The 23,728-nt window shown below is 61.8% G+C and carries 21 protein-coding genes, 1 rRNA gene and 1 riboswitch; of the genes, 12 read left to right on the top strand and 10 right to left on the bottom strand.

Annotation, left to right across the window (positions count from 1 at the left end):
* Positions 1–5 precede the first annotated feature (5 nt).
* The 5 genes from rrf to AB5Y95_RS19330 all read left to right on the top strand — a co-directional run bounded on the left by rrf (position 6) and on the right by AB5Y95_RS19330 (position 5,469).
* Positions 6–120: ribosomal RNA gene (gene rrf / locus AB5Y95_RS19310) — 5S ribosomal RNA — on the top strand.
* A gap of 287 nt (positions 121–407) precedes the next feature.
* Positions 408–857: a pullulanase gene (locus tag AB5Y95_RS19315; protein WP_005304399.1), complete on the top strand. Its 450-nt coding sequence runs from the start codon at positions 408–410 to the stop codon at positions 855–857.
* 213 nt (positions 858–1,070) lie between these two features.
* Positions 1,071–3,218 carry an adenosylcobalamin-dependent ribonucleoside-diphosphate reductase gene (locus tag AB5Y95_RS19320; protein ID WP_368161845.1) on the top strand — a complete coding sequence of 716 codons (2,148 nt, stop codon included), beginning with the start codon at positions 1,071–1,073 and terminating at the stop codon, positions 3,216–3,218.
* Between the two features lie 10 nt (positions 3,219–3,228).
* Entirely contained in the window at positions 3,229–3,912 is a 684-nt protein-coding gene (locus tag AB5Y95_RS19325; RefSeq protein ID WP_368161846.1) for an NrdJb, read from the top strand.
* Positions 3,913–4,098: 186 nt separating this feature from the next.
* The gene (locus AB5Y95_RS19330) at positions 4,099–5,469 is read left to right on the top strand and encodes a PhoH family protein (protein WP_017763817.1); all 1,371 of its coding nucleotides are present in this window, start codon (positions 4,099–4,101) and stop codon (positions 5,467–5,469) included.
* A gap of 67 nt (positions 5,470–5,536) precedes the next feature.
* Here the strand turns inward: AB5Y95_RS19330 and AB5Y95_RS19335 are convergent, their stop codons facing one another.
* The 4 genes from AB5Y95_RS19335 to thiB all read right to left on the bottom strand — a co-directional run bounded on the left by AB5Y95_RS19335 (position 5,537) and on the right by thiB (position 9,096).
* Complete coding sequence (locus tag AB5Y95_RS19335) at positions 5,537–5,713, bottom strand: hypothetical protein (RefSeq protein ID WP_211028098.1); 177 nt, start codon at positions 5,711–5,713, stop codon at positions 5,537–5,539.
* 3 nt (positions 5,714–5,716) lie between these two features.
* On the bottom strand, positions 5,717–6,424 hold the full coding sequence (gene thiQ / locus AB5Y95_RS19340; protein ID WP_368161847.1) for a thiamine ABC transporter ATP-binding protein: 708 nt from the start codon (positions 6,422–6,424) through the stop codon (positions 5,717–5,719).
* A gap of 72 nt (positions 6,425–6,496) precedes the next feature.
* Positions 6,497–8,119, bottom strand: coding sequence for a thiamine/thiamine pyrophosphate ABC transporter permease (gene thiP, locus AB5Y95_RS19345; protein WP_368162110.1), 1,623 nt, complete (start codon positions 8,117–8,119; stop codon positions 6,497–6,499).
* A complete protein-coding gene (thiB, locus tag AB5Y95_RS19350) occupies positions 8,116–9,096 on the bottom strand; it encodes a thiamine ABC transporter substrate binding subunit (RefSeq protein WP_368161848.1) in 981 nt (326 codons plus the stop codon). The genes thiP and thiB overlap by 4 nt, the downstream gene beginning before the upstream one ends.
* Before the next feature lie 52 nt (positions 9,097–9,148).
* A riboswitch (TPP riboswitch) is annotated at positions 9,149–9,239 on the bottom strand.
* 91 nt (positions 9,240–9,330) lie between these two features.
* Between thiB and AB5Y95_RS19355 the strand changes: the two genes are divergently transcribed.
* Complete coding sequence (locus AB5Y95_RS19355; RefSeq protein ID WP_005304376.1) at positions 9,331–9,621, top strand: PilZ domain-containing protein; 291 nt, start codon at positions 9,331–9,333, stop codon at positions 9,619–9,621.
* An 89-nt stretch (positions 9,622–9,710) separates the two neighbouring features.
* Here the strand turns inward: AB5Y95_RS19355 and AB5Y95_RS19360 are convergent, their stop codons facing one another.
* The 5 genes from AB5Y95_RS19360 to leuA form a co-directional block, all read right to left on the bottom strand.
* The gene (locus AB5Y95_RS19360; RefSeq protein ID WP_201892903.1) at positions 9,711–10,640 is read right to left on the bottom strand and encodes a transglutaminase domain-containing protein; all 930 of its coding nucleotides are present in this window, start codon (positions 10,638–10,640) and stop codon (positions 9,711–9,713) included.
* Between the two features lie 116 nt (positions 10,641–10,756).
* Positions 10,757–11,356, bottom strand: coding sequence for a 3-isopropylmalate dehydratase small subunit (gene leuD / locus AB5Y95_RS19365; protein WP_010634978.1), 600 nt, complete (start codon positions 11,354–11,356; stop codon positions 10,757–10,759).
* Positions 11,357–11,455: 99 nt separating this feature from the next.
* Complete coding sequence (gene leuC, locus AB5Y95_RS19370) at positions 11,456–12,853, bottom strand: 3-isopropylmalate dehydratase large subunit (protein ID WP_368161849.1); 1,398 nt, start codon at positions 12,851–12,853, stop codon at positions 11,456–11,458.
* Positions 12,854–12,885: 32 nt separating this feature from the next.
* Positions 12,886–13,971 (bottom strand): 3-isopropylmalate dehydrogenase, encoded by a 1,086-nt coding sequence (leuB, locus tag AB5Y95_RS19375; protein WP_017782132.1) that lies wholly within the window; start codon positions 13,969–13,971, stop codon positions 12,886–12,888.
* Positions 13,972–13,973: 2 nt separating this feature from the next.
* Positions 13,974–15,548 carry a 2-isopropylmalate synthase gene (gene leuA / locus AB5Y95_RS19380; protein ID WP_268010248.1) on the bottom strand — a complete coding sequence of 525 codons (1,575 nt, stop codon included), beginning with the start codon at positions 15,546–15,548 and terminating at the stop codon, positions 13,974–13,976.
* 407 nt (positions 15,549–15,955) lie between these two features.
* On the opposite strand from leuA, the gene AB5Y95_RS19385 reads away from it, so the two are divergent.
* The 6 genes from AB5Y95_RS19385 (at position 15,956) to ilvN (ending at position 21,103) form a co-directional block, all read left to right on the top strand.
* Complete coding sequence (locus AB5Y95_RS19385) at positions 15,956–16,579, top strand: TetR/AcrR family transcriptional regulator (RefSeq protein ID WP_017787656.1); 624 nt, start codon at positions 15,956–15,958, stop codon at positions 16,577–16,579.
* Positions 16,580–16,704: 125 nt separating this feature from the next.
* Complete coding sequence (locus tag AB5Y95_RS19390; protein WP_010634973.1) at positions 16,705–17,208, top strand: phosphatase PAP2 family protein; 504 nt, start codon at positions 16,705–16,707, stop codon at positions 17,206–17,208.
* The gene (locus AB5Y95_RS19395) at positions 17,205–18,314 is read left to right on the top strand and encodes an MJ1255/VC2487 family glycosyltransferase (protein WP_017782130.1); all 1,110 of its coding nucleotides are present in this window, start codon (positions 17,205–17,207) and stop codon (positions 18,312–18,314) included. The genes AB5Y95_RS19390 and AB5Y95_RS19395 overlap by 4 nt, the downstream gene beginning before the upstream one ends.
* Positions 18,315–18,350: 36 nt before the next feature.
* Entirely contained in the window at positions 18,351–18,503 is a 153-nt protein-coding gene (locus tag AB5Y95_RS19400) for a hypothetical protein (protein ID WP_005304348.1), read from the top strand.
* Between the two features lie 387 nt (positions 18,504–18,890).
* Complete coding sequence (locus tag AB5Y95_RS19405; protein WP_368161850.1) at positions 18,891–20,609, top strand: acetolactate synthase 3 large subunit; 1,719 nt, start codon at positions 18,891–18,893, stop codon at positions 20,607–20,609.
* A complete protein-coding gene (gene ilvN / locus AB5Y95_RS19410; protein ID WP_005304342.1) occupies positions 20,609–21,103 on the top strand; it encodes an acetolactate synthase small subunit in 495 nt (164 codons plus the stop codon). Before AB5Y95_RS19405 ends, ilvN begins: the two co-directional genes overlap by 1 nt.
* A gap of 406 nt (positions 21,104–21,509) precedes the next feature.
* Here the strand turns inward: ilvN and pta are convergent, their stop codons facing one another.
* Positions 21,510–23,681, bottom strand: a complete 2,172-nt coding sequence (pta, locus tag AB5Y95_RS19415) for a phosphate acetyltransferase (protein WP_017763828.1) — start codon at positions 23,679–23,681, stop codon at positions 21,510–21,512.
* Positions 23,682–23,728 lie beyond the last annotated feature (47 nt).

Genomic DNA, 23,728 nt, shown 5'->3' on the forward strand with positions numbered 1-23,728 from the left:
TTTTGCCTGGCGGCAATAGCGCAGTGGAACCACCTGACCCCATGCCGAACTCAGAAGTGAAACGCTGTAGCGCCGATGGTAGTGTGGCATTCGCCATGCGAGAGTAGGACACTGCCAGGCACCCAATTGAAGAAGCCCGCTCATCTGAGCGGGCTTTTTTATTGCCTGAAATTCAGTCATTTCTCCCCTAAGTGCAGTTCAGCTGTTCGATCTGCAACCACCTTACTCACATTGCTTCTTGTGCGGTTTGCCCATTACGGGGTTGATATTTGTCCATCAATTCAATTGTTGAGCAGAAAAAGCACGGAATGTGATGCCTCTACCTTTCTTGCGATGCCCGCTCTGCTTTAATTCGTCAGCCCACGTTCGATGGGCCAAGGAATCACAATAATCTGAGGAATGGACACATGTTCAAAAGAACAGTAACGATGATGCTGGCGGCGGGAACCCTGGTATTAGGCGGTTGCGCATCCAATGGCGGTGCAGAGCAGGCGGCGGACAACAGCGATTTCGGTGGCAAGTCCATCTACCTGCGCGGGGAGATGAACGACTGGATGGCAACCGACGCGAGCAAGGTGGTCAAGGTGGCCGACAAGCTCTATATGGCCAAGGGAACGCTCAAGAAAGAGTGGGCTCCTTACAAGTTCAAATTCGCCGACTCCGGCTGGAGCTGTGGCACCAACTTCGGCTACAAGAGCCCAAGCGATGGCGTTGCCGTGCTGGGTGGCGAAGCCGTACCGGTCAATCCCTGCTCCAAGTATGAGGACATGAAGTTCTCACCGGATGCGGATGGTGTCTATGAGTTCTATCTGAATATGGCTGGTGACACCCCGACCGTATACGTCAAGAAGCCCTGAGCTGCGACGGGAAGCAAGCTTCCCGGGCAATTAAATGACGCGATGTAATGCCCCGGACCAGTACCCTGCTGGCCGGGGCATTTGCTTGTGGCAGGCATGACCAGAAAGCGCAAATAATTACTATATATTGTGATTTTATCTTTCACGTTGGCTATATGTAGTAATGGCTGTTACTGTCATGAGGTCGCGGCATATCCAGGAGGTTGATTGAACATGGCTAAATCACATCCGGTGCGAGAGAGCGAAAGCGGCTTTCGTCAGATCCCTCTGCAGGAGACTTCCCTCGAGATCTGGGACAGCAAGTACCGGCTCAAGAGCAAGGACGGCACTCCCATCGATGGTGCCATCGATGACACCTACCGGCGGGTTGCCCGTGCTCTCGCCGCGCAGGAGCATGACTCTGATGCTTGGTATGAGCCCTTCCTGTGGGCCCTGCGCCATGGTGCCATTCCTGCTGGTCGCATCACCTCCAATGCCGGCGCATTCGAGCACAAGCCCGCTACCTCCACCATCAACTGCACCGTGTCCGGCACCATCGAGGATTCGATGGACGATATCCTCGGCAAGGTGCACGAGGCAGGGCTGACCCTGAAGGCCGGTTGCGGCATCGGCTATGACTTCTCGACCCTGCGCCCGCGCGGGGCCTTCGTCTCCGGCGCCGGGGCCCATACTTCTGGCCCGCTCTCCTTCATGGATATCTACGACAAGATGTGTTTCACCATCTCGTCGGCGGGAGGGCGTCGTGGCGCCCAGATGGGCACCATGGATATCCGTCACCCCGATGTGGTCGAGTTTATCCAGGCCAAACGAGAGGATGGCCGCCTGCGCCAGTTCAATCTCTCCCTGCTCATCACCGAAGAGTTCGTCAAGGCGGTGAAAGAGGATGCCTCCTGGCAGCTTATCTTCCCCTACACCGCCAGGGAGGTGGGGCAGGATGGTATTGCGCTGGATGATCCCGCTCAGGTGGTCTGGGCCGACTGGCCCAACAAGGAGGGGGTTGTCGTCAACGCCTTGGGACAGGTCGCCTGCAAGGTCTACAAGACCCTGCCGGCCCGCAGGCTCTGGAACGTCATCATGACTTCCACCTACGACTATGCGGAGCCCGGTTTCATCCTGATCGACAAGGTCAACGAGATGAACAACAACTGGTTCTGCGAGGAGATCCGGGCCACCAACCCCTGTGGCGAGCAACCGCTGCCTCCCTATGGGGCCTGCCTGCTGGGATCCGTCAACCTGACCCGCTTCGTGCGCGATCCTTTCACCGAACAGGCGGCCTTCGACTGGCCCACATTTTGCAAAGTGGTGGCCATTTTCACCCGCATGCTCGACAACGTGGTGGCGATCAACCAGCTGCCGCTGGCCAAGCAGCGCGAGGAGATCATCAGCAAACGCCGTCATGGCATGGGCTTTCTCGGCCTCGGCTCTGCCCTCACCATGCTGCGGATAAAATATGGCTCTGCTGCCGCAATCGCTTTTACCGAACAGGTATCCCAGGAGCTGGCCATGACCGGCTGGCGCGAGTCCCTGGCCTTGGCGAAGGAGAAGGGCCCGGCCCCCATCATGGAGCAGGAGTTCGAAGTGACCGGCAAGCTGCTGCGATTGCGCCCCGAGATGGCGGCGGATGGCATCAAGCCGGGCGACAAGGTAAAGGGCAAGGTGCTGCACGCGCGCTACAGCCGCTACATGCAGCAGGTGGCCGAGGTGGATCCTGCCCTGGTTGCCGAGCTGGCCGAAGTGGGGGGGCGTTTCACCCACCACAGCAGCATAGCGCCGACCGGCACTATCTCGCTCTCGCTCGCCAACAACGCCAGCAACGGTATCGAACCGAGCTTTGCCCACCACTACAGCCGCAACGTCATCAAGCCGGGCAAGAAGAGCAAAGAGAGCGTGGATGTCTACTCCTACGAGTTGCTTGCCTACCGCGAGCTGGTCAATCCGGCGGCCATGCCCTATGCCGAGGATGAGGCGACCCGGTTGCCGGACTACTTCATCACCGCCGACGACATCACGCCGGCGCAGCATGTGGACATTCAGGCGGCAGCTCAGCGCTGGATTGACTCATCCATCTCCAAGACCGCCAACGTGCCGACCGACTTTCCGTTCGAACAGTTCAAGGACATCTACCTCTACGCCTCGGATTCGGGGCTCAAGGGCTGCACCACCTTCCGATTCAATCCGGTAGCCTTCCAGGGCGTGCTGGTGAAGGAGCAGGATCTGGAGAAAACTCTGTACGAGTTCACTCTGGAGGATGGCTCCGTCATCACGGCGAAAGGGAATGAGGAGATCGAATACGATGGCGAGCTGCATACCGCCGCCAACCTCTACGACGCCTTGAAAGAAGGCTATTACGGCAAATTTTGAGGACGAGTTCATGGTCAAGAAGATCGACGGGAAAATCGTCGCCTACCGGGTGAAAACCCGGGACGAGCCGCAAGCAGAGCCGGCCCAGCAGGAAGCCGTGGTACAGATGCACGAGACCGTGCTGCGGCCGGAGCGGCTGATGGGCACCACCTACAAGCTGAAGACACCGGAGCATGTCTCCGAGCATTCTCTGTTCATCACCATCAACGACATAGTGCTCAATGAGGGGACGGTGCACGAGACCCGCCGGCCATTCGAGATCTTCATCAACTCCAAGAGCCTGGAACACTACCAGTGGATCGTGGCGCTGACCCGCATCATCTCGGCGGTGTTTCGCAAGGGGGGTGATGTCACCTTTCTGGTGGAGGAGTTGCGCTCCGTGTTCGATCCCAAGGGCGGCTACTGGAACAAGGGCAAGTACGTACCGTCCCTTATCGCCGAAATTGGCAACGTGATCGAGACCCACCTCACCGAGATCGGCATGCTCAAGGTGGCCGGGCTGGATGAGCACCAGCAGGCGTTTCTGGCCGGCAAGCAGGCGGAGATCCAAGCCGCGCAAGAAGCCGACGGGCAGCAGGCTGGGAGTGGTTTTCCCCCCGGTACGGCGCTCTGCTACAAGTGCCACAGCAAGGCGCTGGTGCAGAAAGATGGTTGCATGACCTGCCTCAACTGCGGCGACTCCAAGTGCGGCTGAGCCCTGGAGTGTCGGCAAAGGGCTACTGCTGTTTTTCTGCGCAAACAAGCGGGGTGCCCAAGTGATTTGTTGCGTGATGGTAAAATCGGGCGTAGCGTTGGAGGTAATAAAACTGTCACGGCCGTGTGGTTTCAATGACATCTGAGATTCACACACGTGGCACCTTCAGTGCCAAGGAGGATGCTTATGGACAATACGGACCGAAAGCTGTTTATCCTGGATACCAACGTTCTGCTTCACGAACCCCTCGCCATCTACTCCTTCAAAGAGCACGACGTGCTCATCCCCATGACGGTGCTGGAAGAGCTAGACAACATCAAGGATCGCCACAAGGATGTCAGCCGTGATGCGCGCATCGCCATCCGGGCGCTGGAGGACGTGTTCCGCGACGCGACACCCGAGCAGATAGTGCAGGGGGTGGCGCTGGCCGGCGAGGCGAGCGGCCACATCTCCATCTTCAGTGACCACCATCTGCCCCAGGATGCCGAGGTGTTCACCGACAAGGAGGCCGACAACCGCATCATCAACGCGGCCCTCTACCTGCAAAAGCATGAGCTGAAGCGGCAGGTGGTGCTGGTCACCAAAGACATCAACATGCGGCTCAAGGCCAAGGGGGCCGGGCTTGCCCACGTCGAGGATTATCGCAGCGACCAGCTGATCGATGACATCCGGCTGCTCGCCAAGGGCTTCCAGACGGTGCCAGGCAGCTTCTGGGAGCGGGTCGGCGAGTGTGACAGCGAGACCCATGGCCGCGATACCGTCCACGTCATCGATGCCAAGCTGCTGGAGGGGGTTCACGTCAACCAGTACCTGATCGATGAAGAGAACTTCTTCGCCGCCCGGGTGCTCAGCCACGACAACCAGAAGATCCGCATCAAGGATCTGGGGCGCGAGCGACTGATGTCCCGCAAGGCGTGGGGGGTTCATCCGAAGAACGTCTATCAGGGCATGGCGCTCGATGCGCTGCTCGACCCGCACATCGATCTGGTGATCCTGACCGGCCCGGCGGGCTGCGGCAAGACACTGCTGGCCATGGCCGCCGCCCTGGAGCTGGTGATCGAGAAGGGGATCTACGAGAAAGTCATCGTAACCCGTAATACTCCGGAAATTGCCGAGAGCATCGGCTTCCTGCCCGGCACCGAAGAAGAGAAGATGATGCCTTGGCTGGCTGCGGTCACCGACACCCTGGAGGTGCTGCACAAGCAGGACGAGAACATGAGCGGGTCGCTGAGCTACATCATGGAGAAGGCCAACATCCAGTTCAAATCGGTCAACTTCATGCGCGGGCGCAGCATCCAGAACACCTTCGTGCTGCTGGATGAGTGCCAGAACCTGACCGCGTCCCAGATCAAGACCATCATCACCCGCTGCGGCGAGGGCACCAAGATTGTCTGCTCCGGCAACCTGGCCCAGATCGACTCGAACTACCTGAGCCCGGTGACCTCGGGTCTGACCTACATAGTCGAGCGTTTCAAGGACTTCGACGGCAGTGCCAACATTTTCCTGAACGGGGTGGTGCGCAGCAAGCTCGCCTCCTTCGCCGAGGAAAATCTCTGATCTGACTATCCATCCTCATATGGAAAAGGGAAGCCGACCGGCTTCCCTTTTTTGATCCCGTTGCCGGTCACTGCTCCTTTGTGCGGCCAAGGTAGCGCAGCAGTCCGGGGTGATCGCTGTTTTGCAGTATGTCGGGTTTGCCTTGCAGGGCGATGCGCCCCTCGTCGACGAACAACACCTGGTCGGCGAAATCAGCAGGGCATCCTCCGGCCTGATAGTGGGAGACCATCAGTTTGTTAGCCATTCACTATGGCACTAGAGCGCGGCCAAGGTAGCGCAGCAGCCCGGGGTGATCGCTGTTTTGCAGTATGTCGGGTTTACCTTGCAGGGCGATGCGCCCCTCGTCGATGAACAATACCTGGTCGGCGATGAGCTGGGCATCTTCCGGGTTGTGAGAGACCATCAGCACGGTAATACCTTGCTCGCAGGCGAGCCTGGCCACCTCCGCCAGCATCTCCCGGCGCAGGGCCGGATCGAGCGCCGAGAAGGGCTCATCCAGCAGCAGCAGCGGCTTGCCGCGTACCAGGGCGCGGGCCAGCCCGACCCGTTGCTGCTGGCCACCGGAGAGCTGTTCCGGCAGGCGCGTGAGCATCTCGCCGAGGCCGACCCGGTTCGCGGCATCCTTCACCTGAGCCCGCTGAGCGGCGTTCAGGCGCAGGCCGGGGTGCAAGCCGATGGCGATATTGTCGAATACCGACAGGTGCAGGAACAGGTTGTGATCCTGAAACAGGGTAGTGACCGGCCGTGCGGCTGGGCCCTGCGGCAGCAGATCTTCACCATCGAAGCTGAGGGTGCCGGATTCTATCGGCACGAAACCGGCGATCATGCCGAGCAGGGTCGACTTGCCTGCCCCGCTCGGACCGATCAGCGCGGTGATCTCCCCCTTGGGCAGGATGGCGCTGAAGCTGACGCGCCAGTCCGGGTAGCTGGTCACCAGCGTATCAATGTTCAGCATGTTTTCCTCTCAAGGGGGGCGTTTGAGCGGCCAGCACAGCCGCCGAGACGGTAGCGCCGGGTCTTTTGTCTCTCAATGGTCGGCATGCTTTCCTCCAAGCCCCCGCTCTACCAGCCAGAACAAGGAGAAGCAGAGGGTGAGCAGCAGCAGGGCGGTGGCGGCCGCCTCGGTCAGCCGGTAGCTGCCGAGCTGCTGATAGAGCAGCCAGGGCAGGGTGGTGAGCTCCTGGCTGCCGAACATGGCGATGGCGCCGAGATCCCCGAGCGACAAGATCATGGCCAGCGCTGCTGCCTGGCCCAACGGACGGCGCAGCAGGGGCCACTCCACCAGTCGCAGGCGATGCAGGCCGTGTACCCCCAGGCTGTCGGCCAGCCGGTCGTACTGGCGCACCACCAGCTGCATGGGGGCGGAGAGGGTACGCAGCACATAGGGCAGCGCCATCAGGGCGTTGACCAGCACCACCAGCCAGGGGCCGAGGGCAAAGACATCGGCAAACGGCATGCACAGGATGAAGAGGCCGGTGGAGAGCACCACCGCCGGGATCATCAGGATCACCGAGCCACTGGTCTCCCACAGGGCGGCGGCCCGCCGCTTGTGCTCCCGAACCCGCAGATGGCGGCTGGTGAGCAGCAGGGCGCTGCCGAGCAGGGTGGCCAGGCTGCCCGCCGCCAGCGCAATCAGCAGCGACTGGCCGCTGGCCAGCCACAACTTGCCTGAGGTCAGGGCATCCGGCAGGCCGGGATTGAGGCCGGCCACCACGATGGCCAGCAAGGGGGGCAGGAATACCGCCAGCCCGATGGCAAGGGCGAGGGCGTCCACCAGGCCGCTGCCCGGCTGATGACGATCCGGTCGCAGACAGGGGCGATGAGAGGTGATCCGGCTGGCCGGGCTACTCTGCAGCTTGTGCTGCAGCATCAGCAGGGCGGCGGTCAGGATGAGCTGGACCAGCGCCAGTCCGCCGGCGGTGGCGAGATCGAAGTCAAAGCGCAGCGCCTGATAGACGGCCACCTCCAGGGTGGTGGACTTGGGGCCGCCCCCCAGCGCCAGCACGGTGGCGAAGCTGGTGAAGCAGAGCATGAAGATGAGGCTGGCCAGCCCTGGCAGCTGGGCCCGGATCAGCGGCCACTCCAGCAGCTGGAAGATATGGGAGGAGCGCATGCCGAGCTGGCTGGCGAGGCGCCAGGAGGATTCGGGGATTCTCTCCAGGCTCTGCAGCAAGAGACGCGCGGCCAGCGGCATGTTGAAGAAGACGTGGGCCAGCAGGATGCCGAACAGGCCGTAGAGGTAGTTGCCGGGAGCGAGCCCGAACCCGTGCAGCAGTTGCGGCAACCAGCCCTGCTTGCCATGCACCGCGACGATGCCGAAGACGGCGATGATGACCGGCAGTACCAGTGAGAGGCCGAACAGCTTGATGAGCAGGGTGCGCCCCGGAAAGCGGCGCCGCGCCAGGGCGCGGGCCACCGGAATGGCCAGTCCCAGGCTCAGCAGGGTGGAGAGCAGCGCCTGCCAGAGGCTGAAGCCCAGCACGTGGCGCAGGTAGGGATCGGCCAGCAGGGTGCGAGGTGCTAGCCCCCCGGCCTGCCACAACAGGGCCGCTAGCGGCCCCAGCGACAACAGCAGGATCAGGACGGTGGCGGCACTGCCCGGCAGCCACCAGAGCAGACGCGTCTCTGGTTTCACGAAGAGACGACTCACTGGGTAACGGCTTGCAGCCACTCGCGGATCCAGCCCTTGCGATTGGCTGCCACCTCGTCAGAGCTGAAGGCGAGCGGCTTAGCTACGGTGATCATCTGCTCGAAGCCCTTGGGCAGCGGCGTGTCGATCACCGGATACATCCAGTTGCCGGTCGCCATCTCGTTCTGGAAGGCGGGGCTTATCATGAACTGCAGGAACTGATCCGCCAGCTTGCCCTGCTTGGCATTTTTGATCTTGGCGGCCACTTCCACCTGACGGTAGTGCCCCTCTTCAAACGCCGCGGCCTGATACTGGGACTTGTGCTCGGCAATCAGGTGATAGGCGGGTGAGCTGGTGTAGGAGAGCACCATGTCCGCCTCGCCATCGAGGAACATGCCGTAGGCCTCTGACCACCCCTTGGTGACGGTGACCGTCTTTTTGGCCAGTTGCGCCCAGGCGGCGGGAGCCTGGTCACCGTAGACCGACTTCATCCACAGCATCAGCCCCTGGCCCGGGGTGGAGGTGCGGGGATCCTGATAGATGATCTTGAGGTCGGGCCGCGCTACCAGCTCTTTCAGGCTCTTGGGGGGCTGCTTGAGCTTCTCCTTGTCGTAGACGAAGGCGAAGTAGCCGTAGTCGTAGGGGACGAAGGTGTCATCCTGCCAGCCGCCGGGCACCTTGAGGCCATCCAGCTTGGTGGCGTGAGCGGCGAACAGGCCGCTCTGCTTGGCTTCACTGACGAGGGCATCGTCCAGCCCCAGCACCAGGTCGGCCTTGCTGTGTTTGCCCTCCAGTCGCAACCGGTTGAGGATGGCCACGCCATCTTCGAGCGGTACCAGATTGAGGGTGCAGCCGCACTCCTTCTCGAAGGCCTGTTTGATCTTGGGACCCGGGCCCCACTCGGCAGTGAAGGAGCTGTAGGTGTAGACGGTGAGGGTATCCGCCGCGAAGGCCTGAGCGGAGAGCAGGCCGGTGGCGACCAGCAGCAGGGTTTTCATGGGTGGCACTCCCTTTAGCAATGAGGTGCCAGCGGATGAGGGCGCATAAAATGAGCGCCATGCCTCAAATTCCTCCGCCAGCATTATCTGGATCAGGTTCACGGGTATAATCTCAGCGGTAGACCGCACCCCGTTTGAGAAACGCACCGCATTGTATTAACGTTCTTGGGGGGAGGCCAGCACAATTGTTTCTGCGGGCCAGCGAGACGGATCAGCTCAACAGAGGATGTTTGCGTGATCACCAGCACCAAGGAAAGACGCGCCTTCCAGCGCATGATAATCAATGCTCCCGTCACCATCTTCCAGCAGCAGCAGGTGCTGGAGGGGGTCTGTCGGGATCTCAGCGCCAACGGCATGGGCATCTCGGTGCCGGAGCACCAGCTCGATACGACCCAGCCCATCCGGGTGAGCCTGGCCACCAACAACAACCTGTTGCCCCCCTTCGAGGCGCAGGCCCGCATCATCAGGGTGCTGGAAGAGGAGGACGGGCTCTTGTTGGCCATCGAGTTCCAGTCCCTCGCCTGAGCCATCCACCTCCTTGCCTCCATCGACCAGCCCTGCGCTGGTCGCTTTCATTTTGGCCTGTCCCCCCTCGTTTTCATGACGTCCACCACCTATTTGTCGGCGCGAACCGGCTGCACGCTGAGCTGCTTGCTGTCGATGAAGGTCTTGCTGGTCGGCGCCAGCTGACCCATCGCCAGCTGGGCCGGGCCGGTGGGCTCCATCAGCAGGTAGGTTTCCCCTTCCCAGCTCAAGGTAGTCTCGCCCGGCTTGGCCGGCAGCGCCACTCCGAGCAGGGCGTGACCCGGTACGAACACCATGGCCTGTTTCAATTCGGGAAAGAGCTGGGCCAGCATGGCGGCCATCAGGGTCACCTTGCTGTCACAGTCGCCCTGATTTTGCTCCAGTACCTGGCGCGGGCTGAGAAAGCCCTTGCCCTGGCGGCCCGACTGGCTGTCGAGCAGTTGATAGGGGATGGCCTGAATGAAGCCGAGCATCTGGGCCGTGGTCTTCTGGCGCGCCTCGGTTTCCGTGCTGCCCTGCTGCTTGAGTTGTTCGGCCAGCGGTGCCAGTTCGCTGCGGCTCTCCAGCGCGATGCGCACGTGATCCTGCTTGATGGCGGCGGCACCGTCGGGGGCGGTGAACGGCTGAAAATAGTGCAGCTTGAGCCACGCAGCCTCCTGCTTGTCGCGCTCCCGGGTGAGCCAGCTCATGGCCTTGGCGACCTGTTCGGGCTGACGGCCCTTGAGCCTGAGCTCCATCTCGGGGCGGAAGAGGGAGAACTGCACGGCGGGGAACTCGGCCACTCCCTGCTGCAGCAGGCTCTGCAGCACGTCCTCCTGCATGCGGGCCGACCGATAGGCGATGAGCGGCGGCAGCTTGCCTGCTTCCAGCCGATAGGTGAGTTGCTGCACCTTGCCATCCTTGTCCTGCCAGCCGACGTTGAGCTGACCGCCACTGCTGTTGAAATAGGTCTGCCCGGCGCAGACCGGCAGCGCCAGCCAGAGGCCGCAGAGCAGGGGGAGGGCGAGTGTCATCTTCATCCAGGTGTCTCGTCGGGTATGCAGAAGTGGCGGGCCATGGTGTGCACCTAGGCCTGACAATAAAACAGGGAGCCAAGGCTCCCTGTTGATTCTACTCGTTTTTTGCAACTGGCTGATTAAATCCAGCTCGGCTGTTTCGCCTCGAAGGCGCTGATGGCGGCCTCGTGCTGCAGGGTCAGGCCGATGGCATCCAGCCCGTTGAGCAGGCAGTAGCGACGGAACTCATCGATCTCGAAGCCGAACGTGAGGCTGCCTGCCCGCACCTGATTGGCTTCCAGGTCCACTTCGATCTCGATGCCAGGCTGGGCGGCGACCAGCTGGAACAGGGCGTCGACCTCCTCCTCCTTCAGGCGTACCGGCACCATGCCGTTGTTGATGGCGTTGCCGTAGAAGATGTCTGCAAAGCTCGGGGCAATGATGGTCTTGAAGCCGTAATCCGCCAGCGCCCAGGGGGCGTGCTCGCGGCTCGAACCGCAGCCGAAGTTCTCGCGGGCCAGCAGGATGCTGGCGCCGGCGAACTGCGGCTGGTTGAGCACGAACTCGGGGTTGGGCTGCTCCCCCGCATCGTCCAGGAAGCGCCAGTCGTGGAACAGGTGCTTGCCAAAACCGATGCGATTGACCTTCTGCAGAAACTGCTTGGGAATGATGGCGTCGGTGTCGACGTTGGCACTGTCGAGGGGGACAACGATCCCTTTATGCTGTTTGAAACCTGTCATGTACGTTCCCTCTTACAGTGCACGAATGTCGGCGAAGATGATGTCGGTGACGGCGAAGGGCCATCCGTGTTGTTTGAATGCTTTCATCCTCAACCCCTCTTACAGCGCGCGAATGTCGGCGAAGCGGCCGGTGACGGCGGCGGCGGCGGCCATGGCCGGGCTCACCAGGTGGGTGCGGCCGGCGCGGCCCTGACGCCCTTCGAAGTTGCGGTTGCTGGTGGAGGCGCAGCGCTCCCCCGGTTGCAGCCGGTCGTTGTTCATGGCGAGACACATGGAGCAGCCGGGCAGACGCCACTCAAAGCCAGCCTCTATGAAGATCTTGTCGAGCCCCTCGGCCTCGGCCTGGGCCTTCACCTGCTCGGAGCCCGGCACCACCAGCGCCTGCACGCCAGCGGCGACCTTGCGACCGCGGGCGATGGCGGCGGCAGCGCGCAGGTCCTCGATGCGGCTGTTGGTGCAGGAACCGATAAACACCTTGTCGATGGCGACGTCGGAGAGCTTCTGACCCGGTTGCAGATCCATGTAGGCGAGGGCCTTGCGGGCGGATTGCTGCTCCATCAGATCGCTGAAGGATTCCGGCGCCGGAATGGGTTCATTGACGGCGATCACCTGACCCGGGTTCGTGCCCCAGGTGACCTGAGGGGCGATGTCGGCTGCGTCCAGCACCACTTCGGCATCGAATTTGGCATCGGCATCGCTCTTGAGGCTCTGCCAGTAGGTGATGGCCTGCTCCAGCACCTCGCCCTTGGGGGCGAACTCCTTGCCGCGGATGTAGTCGATGGTGGTCTGGTCGGGGGCGATCATGCCCGCCTTGGCACCAAGCTCGATGGCCATGTTGCACACCGTCATGCGCCCTTCCATGGTGAGCCCTTCGATGGCCTCGCCGGCGAACTCCACCACATAGCCGGTACCGCCGGCGTGGCCGACCTTGCCAATGATGGCCAGCACCACGTCTTTGGCGCTGATACCTTCAGCCAGTTTGCCGTTGACCGAAATGCGCATTGTCTTGGCACGGCCCTGTTTCAGGGTCTGGGTGGCCATCACATGCTCCACCTCGGAGGTACCGATGCCGAATGCGAGCGAGCCGAAGGCACCGTGGGTGGCGGTGTGGGAGTCACCGCAGACGATGGTGGTGCCGGGCAGGGTAATGCCGAGCTCGGGACCCATCACGTGGACGATACCCTGATACTTGTGGTTCAGGTCATAGAGGCGAACCCCGAACTCCTTGCAGTTATGAGCCAGCGTTTCCATCTGGATGCGGGCCATCTCGCCGGAGGCGGCGATGTCCTTGGTGGTGGTGGAGACATTGTGATCCATGGTGGCCCAGGTCAGATCCGGGCGACGCAGCTGGCGGTTCATGGCGCGCAGGCCGTCGAATGCCTGCGGACTGGTCACTTCATGCACCAGGTGGCGGTCGATGTAGATGAGGGGGGTTTCCCCTTCCACTTCCCGCACCACGTGGGCGTCGAATACTTTCTGATAGAGGGTCTTGGCCATTGCTCGGTTTCCTTGTTATCGATGCCGTGGGGTCAGATGCGCGCGGCGATCTGGCTGCCCATCTCGGCCGTGCTCTGCACCGGGTGCTTGGCGCTCGCCTGATGCAGGTCGGCGGTGAAGTAGCCTTCGGCCAGGGTCTGGGCCACGGCCTGCTCGATGGCCTGGGCGGCGGCTTCCTGGCCGAGGCTATAGCGCAGCATCAGGGCGGCGGAGAGGATCTGGGCGATGGGGTTCGCGATCCCCTTGCCGGCGATATCCGGCGCCGAGCCACCGGCCGGCTCGAACAGCCCGAAACCGGATTCGTTCAGGCTGGCGGAGGGGAGCAGCCCCATGGAGCCGGTGATCATGGCGCACTCGTCGGAGAGGATGTCGCCGAACAGGTTGGAGCAGAGCAGCACGTCGAACTGGGACGGATCCTTGATGAGCTGCATGGTGGCGTTGTCGATGTACATGTGATTCAGCGCCACGTCCGGATAGGACTTGGCGACTTGCGTCACCACTTCGCGCCACAGGATGGAGGAGGCGAGCACGTTGGCCTTGTCGATGGAGGTGACCTTGGCCTTGCGCACCCGGGCCGATTCAAACGCTATCTTGGCGATGCGCTCTATCTCGAAGCGGTGGTACACCTCGGTGTCGAATGCCTTCTCGGTGGGGCCTTCCCCTTCACGCCCCTTGGGCTGACCGAAGTAGATGCCGCCGGTCAGCTCGCGCACGCAGGCGATGTCAAAACCGCGATCCGAGATGTCGGCCCGCAGCGGTGAGAACTGCTCGAGGCCGGTGTAGATACGGGCCGGACGCAGGTTGCAGAACAGCTTGAAGTGGGCGCGCAGAGGCAGCAGGGCGCCGCGTTCCGGCTGATCGTTGGGGGGCAGGTGCTCCCACTTGGGGCCGCCCACCGAGCCGAACAGCACGGCGTCGGCCGCTTCACAGCCTGCAATGGTGCTCTGGGGCAGCGGGGTGCCGTGGTTGTCGATGGCGATACCTCCCACGTCATGGCGCTCGTAGTCGAGGGCGAAGCCGAATCTGGCCTGCACCTTTTCCAGCACCTTGACGGCCTCGGCCATCACTTCCGGGCCAATGCCGTCACCCGGCAATACTGCGATCCGATAACTGCTCATACTCACACGCTCTCCGTATTGATCTTGTCTGTTTTTGCAACGTTGCGTTCCATCTGTTCGGCCACCTGATCGGCGCGCCAGATGCTGTTGATCACGTGGATCAACGCCTGGGCGGAAGACTCTATGATATCGGTGGCCAGGCCCATGCCATGGAATTTGCGGCCCTTGTACTGTGCGACTATGTCGACCTGGCCGAGGGCGTTCTTGCCTTCCCCCTTGCCCTTGAGTTCGTACTTGTCGATGCTGATCTCGTAGCCGGTGATGCGGTTGATGCACTGGTAGACCGCGTCCACCGGGCCGTTGCCGGTGGCGGCTTCGCTGACGATCTCCTGGCCCACCTTCAATTTCACCGAGGCGGTGGCCATCACCGAGCTGCCGCTCTGCACGCCCAGGTACTCCAGCTTGAAGTGCTCCGGCTCTTCGTGGATCTGGCTGAAGAAGGCGAGCGCCTCCAGATCGTAATCGAACACCTGCCCCTTCTTGTCGGCCAGGGTGAGGAACTTGCCGTAGAGATCGTCGAGGTCGTAACTGCTCTCGGCGTAGCCCATGGACTCCATCCGGTGCTTGATGACGTGGCGGCCGGAGCGGGAGGTCATGTTGAGGTTGTTCTGGGTGAGGCCAATGCTCTCCGGGGTGATGATTTCGTAGGTATTTTTCGCCTTGAGTACTCCATCCTGGTGGATGCCGGAGCTGTGGGAGAAGGCGTTGGCACCGACGATCGCCTTGTTGGGCTGCACCGGCATGTTGCAGAGCTGGCTGACCAGGGCGCTGGTGCGGTGGATCTCGCTGTGGCGGATATTGGTGTGCACCCCGAGCAGGTCGGCGCGGGTTTTGAGGATCATCGCCACCTCTTCCAGCGAGCAGTTGCCGGCCCGCTCGCCGATGCCGTTGATGGTGCACTCGATCTGGCGGGCCCCCATCTGCACGGCGCCGATGGAGTTGGCCACCGAGAGCCCCAGATCGTCGTGGCAGTGCACCGAGATGATGGCCTGATCGATGTTGGGCACCCGGTTGAACAGGGTCTGGATTATGCCGGAGAACTCGGTCGGCACCGTGTAGCCCACGGTATCGGGAATATTGATGGTACGAGCGCCGGCCTTGATGGCGGCCTCCACCATGCGGCACAGGTTGTCTATTGGGGTGCGGCCTGCATCCTCGCAGGAGAACTCCACGTCGTCGGTATAGCGGCGGGCGTGCTTGATGGCGCTGACCCCCATCTCCAGCACGTCCCCGAAGCTCTTCTTCAGCTTGCTCTCGACGTGGATGGAGGAGGTGGAGATAAAGGTGTGGATTCGAAAGGCGTCGGCGACCCGCAGGGCCTCGCCGGCGGCGTCTATGTCCTTGGGCAGGGCGCGGGCGAGGGCACAGACCCGGCTCTGCTTGATGTGACGTGCAATGGTCTGCACCGATTGAAAGTCGCCGGGGGAGGAGACCGGGAACCCCACCTCCATGACGTCGACACCGAGCCGCTCCAGTGCCTGGGCGATCTGCAGCTTCTCCTTGACCGTCAAGCTGGCCGCCAGGGCCTGCTCACCATCGCGCAGGGTGGTGTCGAATATGATGACCCGATCTGACATGTGACTTCCCTCTTCCTAAGTTCGGTGACGTGCATCCTGCGTTGGCATAAAAAAACCCGTGCAGGGTGCACGGGTTTTTGTAAATTCCGGCTATGTCTGAGCCCGGCTACAAGGATCCCGCGCGAGAGGTCGCGATTAGGGAGATTAGTAGTAGCGGAGCGGCAATACGCATGATGAATCAATCCTTGCAGTCGATAACGCTTTTACCAATATCGAGATTTTTATGCTGTGTCAACCGTACGCACCCGGTTCATTTCGCTGGTTTATTTAATCGGATTGTAAAGGAGTGCAAATTTACTTGTCCCATATTCGGCCCTTGCCCGATTATCTGGTCATTCCTGCTGTACTCGATCATCTGTACAATCAGATCGACTTGTCAGTTTCTGCTGAATTATCCGAGGTATTAAATGGAAAAACGTAGACCTGGTCGTCCGGTCGGACGTTCTGACATTCGTGACAAGTTGCTCTGTGCCGCTCGCGAGCGTTTTCTGAACACCCCCTACAGCAAGGTGACGACCCGCGAGATCGCCGAGCTGGCTGGCTCCAATCTGGCCATGATCCACTACTATTTCGGCAGCAAAGAGGGCCTCTACAAGGCGGTGCTGGGGGATGTGGCCGAGCCGCTCGACCAGGCCTGGCACGACGAGACCGGCAACCGCAGCCTCAACGATCTGCTCAACACCTACTACCAGGTGATGGCGCCCAACAGCGAGCTGACCTCCGCCATCTCCAGCGCATTATCGACCGAGAAGAGTCCGGGTCGGGATTTTGTGCTGAACCGTCTGCTGGAACGCCAGCTGCCCCAGTTCGATGCCTTGCTGGAGTCCATGAAGAGCAACGGCGAGCTGGGTGACAACCTGGATCCCGAGATGCTGAAGATCTCCTTCCTCAGCATGATGTGGCAGCCCTTCGTGATGAAGGATCTCTACGAGCAGGTGTTCGGCCTGACCGTGGACGAGCACTTCATGGCTCGCCTGGCGGATCACAACTGCCGCCTGATGGAAAACGGCCTGCGCGGCACCCTGAACTGATCATTTGCCACGCTGGTAGCAAAAAGGGCCATTCGGCCCTTTTTTCATAAATCTGTTATTTGAACGTCAACCAAGTGTCACCCCACCGCCCTAGTCTGCTCTGAGACGCTAGGGAAGGAGGGGTTATGAACAAGATCCAGCAATGGGACCTGCAGGTGTGCCGCATCTGCCTGCTCCACGCCTACAACCGGCCACAGGCCAGGATCAGCCGGCTCATCTCCCGTACCGGTGACGGCCCGCTCTACGCCGTGCTGGCGGCCCTGCTCTGGTGGCAGGGGGAAGCCGAGCGCGAGCTGGTGAAGCTGGCACTGCTCGCCTTCGCCCTCGAGCTGCCGCTTTACCTGCTGCTCAAGAATGCCCTCAAACGCCAGCGCCCGGTGGGGCTGCCGGTCTTCATCACCCCCTCCGACCGCTACAGCCTGCCCTCGGGCCACACCGCCGCCGCCTTCCTGATGGCAACCGTGCTGGCGGCCAGCTTCCCGCTCTGGGCGCCGCTGCTGTTCGTCTGGGCCGCGCTGGTGGGGGCATCCCGTCTGCTGCTGGGGGTGCACTATCTAAGCGATCTGGTGGCCGGCGCCCTGCTCGGCGGTGGCTGTGCCCTGCTGGCGCTCATGTGGGGGCAGGGATGAAGATACTGTTCGGTGTGCAGGGAACCGGCAACGGCCACATCAGTCGCAGCCGTACCCTGGCGCGGGCCTTGCGGGCCCGTGGTCTCGCGGTGGACTATCTGTTCAGCGGCCGCCCTGCGGACGGCTACTTCGAGATGGCCGAATTCGGCGACTACCGCACCTTTCCCGGCATCACCTTCGTCAGCCATGAGGGGGCCATCTCGAACTGGCGAACCCTCAAGGGGCTCTCGCCCCTGCGCTTCTGGCGCGACATGCGAGCGCTCGATTGTCGCGACTACGACCTCGTCATCAGCGATTTCGAGCCTATCAGCGCCCATGCCGCTCGCCGCTGGGACAAGCCGAGCCTCACCATCAGCCATCAGGCGAGTTTCGACTGGCCCATTCCACGCTGGGGGGAGAGCGGCTTCAACCGCCAGCTGATGCGCCACTTCGCGCCGGTGCGCCAGTCGCTCGGGCTGCACTGGTTTCACTTCGGCCAGCCCCTGTTGCCGCCCATCATAGACCCCATCAGCCATGGGCCCGACAACCAGCAGATCCTGGTCTATCTGCCGTTCGAGCAGACCGAGGCGATCGCGGCCCTGTTGTCGCGCTTCAACCAGCAACGCTTCGTCTGCTTTCATCCGGCCATTCGCAGTGCCAGCCAGTGGCGCAACATCCGCTTCGAGCCGCAGGCCCGTGAGGCGTTCAAGCAGGTGCTGGCCGGCTGTCGCGGGGTCATCACCAACGGTGGTTTCGAGCTCGCCTCGGAGGCGCTCTCCCTTGGCAAAAAGCTGCTGGTCAAGCCGCTGGGAGGCCAGTTCGAGCAGCTGACCAACAGCAAGACCCTGGAACTGATGGGGCTGGCGCGGCTGATGGATGCGCTCGATGCCAACGCTGTGCGGGCCTGGCTGGATGCGACGGCCCCGGGCCAGATCTGCTACCCCGATGTGGCGGGGGAGCTGGCCGGCTGGCTCGCCGCCGGCGCCCAGGAGAGCGTGGCGGATCTCTCCCGCCGGCTGTGGGCCCGAACCCTGTTTCCGGAAGAGGTGTGCGATCGGCTGAGCGAGCTGGAGGAGGGAAGTGCCCTCAGCAGTTGCTGGTTATCGCAAGTCAGCGCCTTTGACTAGACTGAGAGGGATCCCACCAAGGAGAGGACGGACACCATGCGCTTTACCAATGAAAACGGCGACACCATGAACCTGGCGGACAATCTCACCCTGCACGAGCTGCTGGACATGGGGGTCAGCATCTCGGTCTGCGAAGAGACGGATCCGGATCAGCAGATCTGGCTGGCGGAGCCGGAACAGGATCACTGATCCGCAGCCTGCCACCAAGGCCCACCCTGGCGGTGGGCCATTTTTTCCGCTTTTGGCGGCTGTTGCAGCATGATCCGCTGGCTTGCCACCCATCTTCCCCGCATTGTTCCCACCCTTTCCAGCAAGTCACTGAATGTTAATAGCTGTTTGAAATTTATGACTGTTGTGGTCAGACAAAGCCGTGGACAACCGTTCACAAGCGGGTTAAGTTGGTTTTTCACCCGCTTTGCGGGTGAATGATGGAAAAAACCTATTTTTCTACTATCGACAGCGCCGAACTCGCCGGGTCCGTATTCAGACAACAACAACGCACGGGCCGGCGGTGCCGGGAAGCAGCGGACTGCCGATAGCTTTCGCTTAACGGAGCAAAGCCTGGAGGGCTTTATCATGGAGATGTTATCAGGCGCCCAGATGGTGGTTAGAGCGCTGGAAGATCAGGGAGTTGAGCACGTTTTCGGCTACCCTGGTGGCTCAGTGCTCGACATCTATGACGCTCTCTTTGAAAACGGCAAGATGGAGCATGTCCTGGTGCGGCACGAGCAGGCCGCGGTGCACATGGCGGACGGTTACGCCCGCTCCACCGGCAAGGTGGGCACAGTGCTGGTGACCTCGGGTCCCGGCGCCACCAACTGCATCACGGGGATCGCGACCGCCTACATGGACTCCATCCCCCTGGTGATCCTGTCCGGCCAGGTGCCGACCAGCATGATCGGGGAGGATGCGTTCCAGGAGACCGACATGATCGGCATCTCCCGCCCGGTGGTGAAGCACAGCTTCCTGTGCAAGAAAGCCAGCGACATTCCGGCCGCCATCAAGAAGGCCTACTACATTGCCGCCAGCGGCCGCCCGGGGCCGGTGGTGGTGGATCTGCCCAAAGACGTGCAGAACCCGAAAGAAAAATTCCCCTACGAGTACCCGGAGACGGTCTCCCTGCGCTCCTACAACCCGACCAAGTCGGGTCACAAGGGCCAGATCAAGCGTGCCGCCAAGCTGCTGGTGGAGGCGAGCCGGCCGGTGATGTATGTCGGTGGCGGTGCCATCAATGCCAATGCGGATCACCTGGTGACCAAGCTGGCCGAGCTGCTGAATCTGCCGGTGACCACCACCCTGATGGGGCTGGGGGCCTTCTCTGGCACCCATCCGCAGTTCATCGGCATGCTCGGCATGCACGGTACCTTCGAAGCGAACAAGAGCATGCACAACGCGGATCTCATCTTCGCCGTGGGTGCCCGTTTCGATGACCGCGTCACCAACAATGTGGCCAAGTTCTGTCCCAACGCCACCATAGTCCACATCGACATCGATCCCACCTCCATCTCCAAGACGGTGCAGGCCCATGTGCCCATCGTCGGCTCGGTGGAAACCGTGCTGGAGCAGATGCTGGAAGTGATCCGCGAGTGTGGCTTCGACAACGACAAGCAGGCGCTGGCGGACTGGTGGAGCCTGATCGGCCAGTGGCGTTCGCGCAACTGCCTGGCCTACGAGACCCACCCCACCCTGATCAAGCCGCAGCAGGTGATCGAGACCCTCTACAAAGTGACCAAGGGGGAGGCGTTCGTGGCCTCAGACGTGGGCCAGCACCAGATGTTTGCCGCCCTCTACTATCCGTTCGCCAAGCCGCGCCAGTGGATCAACTCCGGCGGCCTCGGCACCATGGGGTTCGGCATTCCGGCCGCCATGGGAGCCCAGTTTGCCAACCCGGATGCGGTGGTCTGCTGCGTCACCGGTGACGGCTCGGTGCAGATGAACATTCAGGAACTCTCTACCTGCATGCAGTACGGGGTGCCCATCAAGATCATCTCCATCAACAACCGCGCCCTTGGCATGGTCAAGCAGTGGCAGAAGATGTTCTACGGCGGTCGCCACAGCCACTCCTACATGGAATCCCTGCCTGACTTCGTCAAGCTGGCGGAAGCCTACGGCCACGTCGGCATCGCGGTGAGCGATCCGGCGGAGCTGGAGAGCGCCATGGAGAAGGCCTTCGCCATGAAGGATCGGCTGGTGTTCATGGACATTTCGGTCGACCCGGATGAGCACGTCTATCCCATGCAAATCAAATTTGGCGCCATGGACGAGATGTGGCTGAGCAAGACGGAGAGAACCTGATGAGACACATCATTTCAGTACTGCTGGAGAATGAATCTGGCGCCCTGAGCCGTGTGGTGGGCCTCTTCTCCCAGCGCGGCTACAACATCGAGACCCTAACGGTGGCCCCCACCGAGGATCCCACCCTGTCGCGCATGACCATCGTCACCATGGGTGACGAGCGAGTGCTGGAGCAGATCCAGAAGCAGCTGCACAAGCTGGTGGACGTGCTCAAGGTGTGTGATCTCAGCGAAGGGGAGCACATCGAGCGGGAGATCGCCCTGGTCAAGGCGCGCGCCGCTGGTGGTGGTCGCGACGAGCTGAAACGGCTGGCGGATATCTTCCGCGGCCAGATCGTCGACGTCACCCCCGAGCTCTACACGGTGCAGCTGGTGGGGACCAGTGAGAAGCTGGATGCCTTCATCAAGACCGCCGCCCAGACCAACGAGATTGTCGAAGTGGTGCGCTCCGGAGTGTGTGGCATCTCCCGCGCCGACAAGGCGCTGCGTCCCTGAGCCATCGCTTGGCAGCAGGCAGATTAAAGGGGCTCCTCGGAGCCCCTTTCTTGTGGGCGCTTGGTGGAATGGAGGGCTGGCACGAGTCTGTCATTTTCTTTCAAATGATCGGTAAACTATCCACAAAAGCTGTGGAAAACTCTGTAGATTAGCGGTGTGTCTGGCGTTAGTGTGCTGATCTTAAAAGGATATTTGGATCTGATCTGCGCTGGGGCGCAATTGTGCAATCGACTCTGGCGGGTGTGAGTGTTTGCTTATCCCGCCGCCCTTGTGGGACTGGCGCCTGTCGCCGAGCAGGTGATCCTGCCAGGATCCAGATTTGATCTTGCGGATCAACATTTCCCCAAATCAGCCATAAAAAAACCCGCCTTGCGGCGGGTTTTTCAGCAGGCAGAGCCTCGGACGATTACTCGGCCTGGGCTGCCTGAATACCGGTCAGGGCGATGGTGTAGACGATGTCGTCCACCAGGGCGCCACGGGACAGGTCGTTGACCGGCTTGCGCATGCCTTGCAGCATGGGGCCGATGGAGACCAGGTCAGCGGAGCGCTGTACCGCCTTGTAGGTGGTGTTGCCAGTGTTCAGATCCGGGAACACGAACACGGTGGCCTTGCCTGCTACCGGAGAGTTCGGGGCCTTGGACTTGGCCACGTTCTCCATGATGGCGGCATCGTACTGCAGCGGACCGTCGATGATGAGGTCGGGGCGCTTGGCCTTGGCCAGTTCGGTCGCTTCACGCACCTTCTCTACGTCTGCGCCGGCGCCGGAGGTGCCGGTGGAGTAGGAGATCATGGCGACACGCGGCTCGATGCCGAAGGCGGCAGCGGAGTCGGCGGACTGGATGGCGATCTCGGCCAGCTGCTCGGCAGTGGGATCCGGGTTGATCGCGCAGTCACCGTAGACCAGTACCTGATCCGGCAGCAGCATGAAGAAGATGGAGGAGATCAGGGAAGAGCCCGGGGCAGTCTTGATGATCTGCATCGGCGGACGGATGGTGTTGGCAGTGGTGTGCACCGCGCCGGATACCAGACCGTCGACCTCGTTGCGCTCCAGCATCATGGTACCCAGTACCACGTTGTCTTCCAGCTGTTCGCGGGCAACCACTTCGGTCATGCCCTTGTTCTTGCGCAGCTCGACCAGACGGGCCACATAGCGCTCGCGCACGGCAACCGGATCGATGATCTCGACGCGGTCGGTCAGTACCACGCCCTGCTGTTCGGCGACGCGACGGATCTCTTCCGGGTTGCCCAGCAGCACCGGACGGGCGATGCCACGCTCGGCACAGATGGCGGCAGCCTTGATGGTCCGCGGCTCTTCCCCTTCCGGCAGCACGACGCGCTTGTTGGCCTGACGGGCCAGCTCGGTCAGCTGGTAACGGAAGGCCGGCGGGCTCAGGCGACGGGAGCGGGTGGACTTGGCGGAGAGAGACTCGATCCAGTGCTTGTCGATGTGGCCAGCCACATAGTCCTGCACCAGCTCGATCCGCTCGCGGTCATCTTCCGGAATGTCGACGTTGAAGTTCTGCAGGCTGACGGCAGTCTGCCAGGTGTTGGTGCCGGTGATCATGATCGGCAGGCCGGTAGCCATGGCCTGTTGGCACAGCGCCATCACCTGGGGTTCCGGGTGATAGTTGCCGGTCAGCAGCAGGGCGCCCAGCTTGACACCGTTCATGGCGGAGAGGCAGGCGGAGACGATGACGTCGGAACGGTCGCCGGAGGTTACCAGCAGGCTGCCCGGACGGAAGTGCTCGATCATGTTGTGGATGGAGCGGGCGCAGAAGGTCACGGTCTGCAGACGGCGGCTGTCCAGCTCACCCTTGTGCAGGATCTTGGCAGCCAGGTGCTTGGCGAGATCCTTGGCGCGCGGGGCGATCAGCTGGGTGTTCCAGGGGATGCAGCCGAGGATGCGCAGCGGGCTCTTGCCGAATACCTGCAGTACTTCCAGGTTGTGAGCGGTGTCGGCGCCGTGGTGATGGGCTTCGAACATCTCGGTCAGGTCGGGGCGGGTCACGCCGTGCTCGTCAACCGGTGCACCCACCTTGTTGATGACGCAGCCCACGATGCGGGGGTTGCTGACGCCACCGAAGTTGGAGCAAGCAAGCTCGATGCGCTCTTTCAGCTTCTGGCTGGAGTCGTTGCCCGGGTGGGTCACGAACACCATGTCGGCGTCCAGCGCCTTGGCGACGTCGTAGTTCAGCTTGTTGGCAAACGGCTGCTTGTCGGTCGGCACCATGCCTTCGATGACCAGCACTTCGGCACCGCTGGCCTTCACGTGCTCTTCAAAGCGGGCCACGATCTCTTCCAGCAGGATGTCGGTGTTGCTGGAGGTGATCATGTTCTCGGCGTAGGAGAGGGCGAACGGCTCGGGCGGGTTGATGTTGGCTGCCGCGCGGATCACGGCGGTGGAACGCTCGGTACCGGTTTCACCCGGACGCGGCTGAGCGACCGGTTTGAAGAAGCTGACATTGACACCGTGACGCTCCATGGCGCGAACGACGCCAAGGCTCACGGAAGTTACGCCGACACCAGTGCCGACCGGGATAAGCATAATAGTGCGTGCCACTTTATACCCCTTGTTCATTTTTGGGATCAGGAAAAGGCCGCCCTTGGGCGGCCTTGCTCTACAGC

Source organism: Aeromonas sp. R5-3 (genome assembly GCF_040908225.1).
GTDB classification, from domain to species: domain Bacteria; phylum Pseudomonadota; class Gammaproteobacteria; order Enterobacterales; family Aeromonadaceae; genus Aeromonas; species Aeromonas dhakensis.

Coding starts and splice junctions, on each gene's coding strand:
- AB5Y95_RS19315 (WP_005304399.1), top strand. CDS start 408: ATGTTCAAAAGAACAGTAACGATGATGCTGGCGGCGGGAACCCTGGTA.
- AB5Y95_RS19320 (WP_368161845.1), top strand. CDS start 1,071: ATGGCTAAATCACATCCGGTGCGAGAGAGCGAAAGCGGCTTTCGTCAG.
- AB5Y95_RS19325 (WP_368161846.1), top strand. CDS start 3,229: ATGGTCAAGAAGATCGACGGGAAAATCGTCGCCTACCGGGTGAAAACC.
- AB5Y95_RS19330 (WP_017763817.1), top strand. CDS start 4,099: ATGGACAATACGGACCGAAAGCTGTTTATCCTGGATACCAACGTTCTG.
- AB5Y95_RS19335 (WP_211028098.1), bottom strand. CDS start 5,713: ATGGCTAACAAACTGATGGTCTCCCACTATCAGGCCGGAGGATGCCCT.
- thiQ (WP_368161847.1), bottom strand. CDS start 6,424: ATGCTGAACATTGATACGCTGGTGACCAGCTACCCGGACTGGCGCGTC.
- thiB (WP_368161848.1), bottom strand. CDS start 9,096: ATGAAAACCCTGCTGCTGGTCGCCACCGGCCTGCTCTCCGCTCAGGCC.
- AB5Y95_RS19360 (WP_201892903.1), bottom strand. CDS start 10,640: ATGAAGATGACACTCGCCCTCCCCCTGCTCTGCGGCCTCTGGCTGGCG.
- leuD (WP_010634978.1), bottom strand. CDS start 11,356: ATGACAGGTTTCAAACAGCATAAAGGGATCGTTGTCCCCCTCGACAGT.
- leuC (WP_368161849.1), bottom strand. CDS start 12,853: ATGGCCAAGACCCTCTATCAGAAAGTATTCGACGCCCACGTGGTGCGG.
- leuB (WP_017782132.1), bottom strand. CDS start 13,971: ATGAGCAGTTATCGGATCGCAGTATTGCCGGGTGACGGCATTGGCCCG.
- leuA (WP_268010248.1), bottom strand. CDS start 15,548: ATGTCAGATCGGGTCATCATATTCGACACCACCCTGCGCGATGGTGAG.
- AB5Y95_RS19385 (WP_017787656.1), top strand. CDS start 15,956: ATGGAAAAACGTAGACCTGGTCGTCCGGTCGGACGTTCTGACATTCGT.
- AB5Y95_RS19390 (WP_010634973.1), top strand. CDS start 16,705: ATGAACAAGATCCAGCAATGGGACCTGCAGGTGTGCCGCATCTGCCTG.
- AB5Y95_RS19395 (WP_017782130.1), top strand. CDS start 17,205: ATGAAGATACTGTTCGGTGTGCAGGGAACCGGCAACGGCCACATCAGT.
- AB5Y95_RS19400 (WP_005304348.1), top strand. CDS start 18,351: ATGCGCTTTACCAATGAAAACGGCGACACCATGAACCTGGCGGACAAT.
- AB5Y95_RS19405 (WP_368161850.1), top strand. CDS start 18,891: ATGGAGATGTTATCAGGCGCCCAGATGGTGGTTAGAGCGCTGGAAGAT.
- ilvN (WP_005304342.1), top strand. CDS start 20,609: ATGAGACACATCATTTCAGTACTGCTGGAGAATGAATCTGGCGCCCTG.
- pta (WP_017763828.1), bottom strand. CDS start 23,681: ATGAACAAGGGGTATAAAGTGGCACGCACTATTATGCTTATCCCGGTC.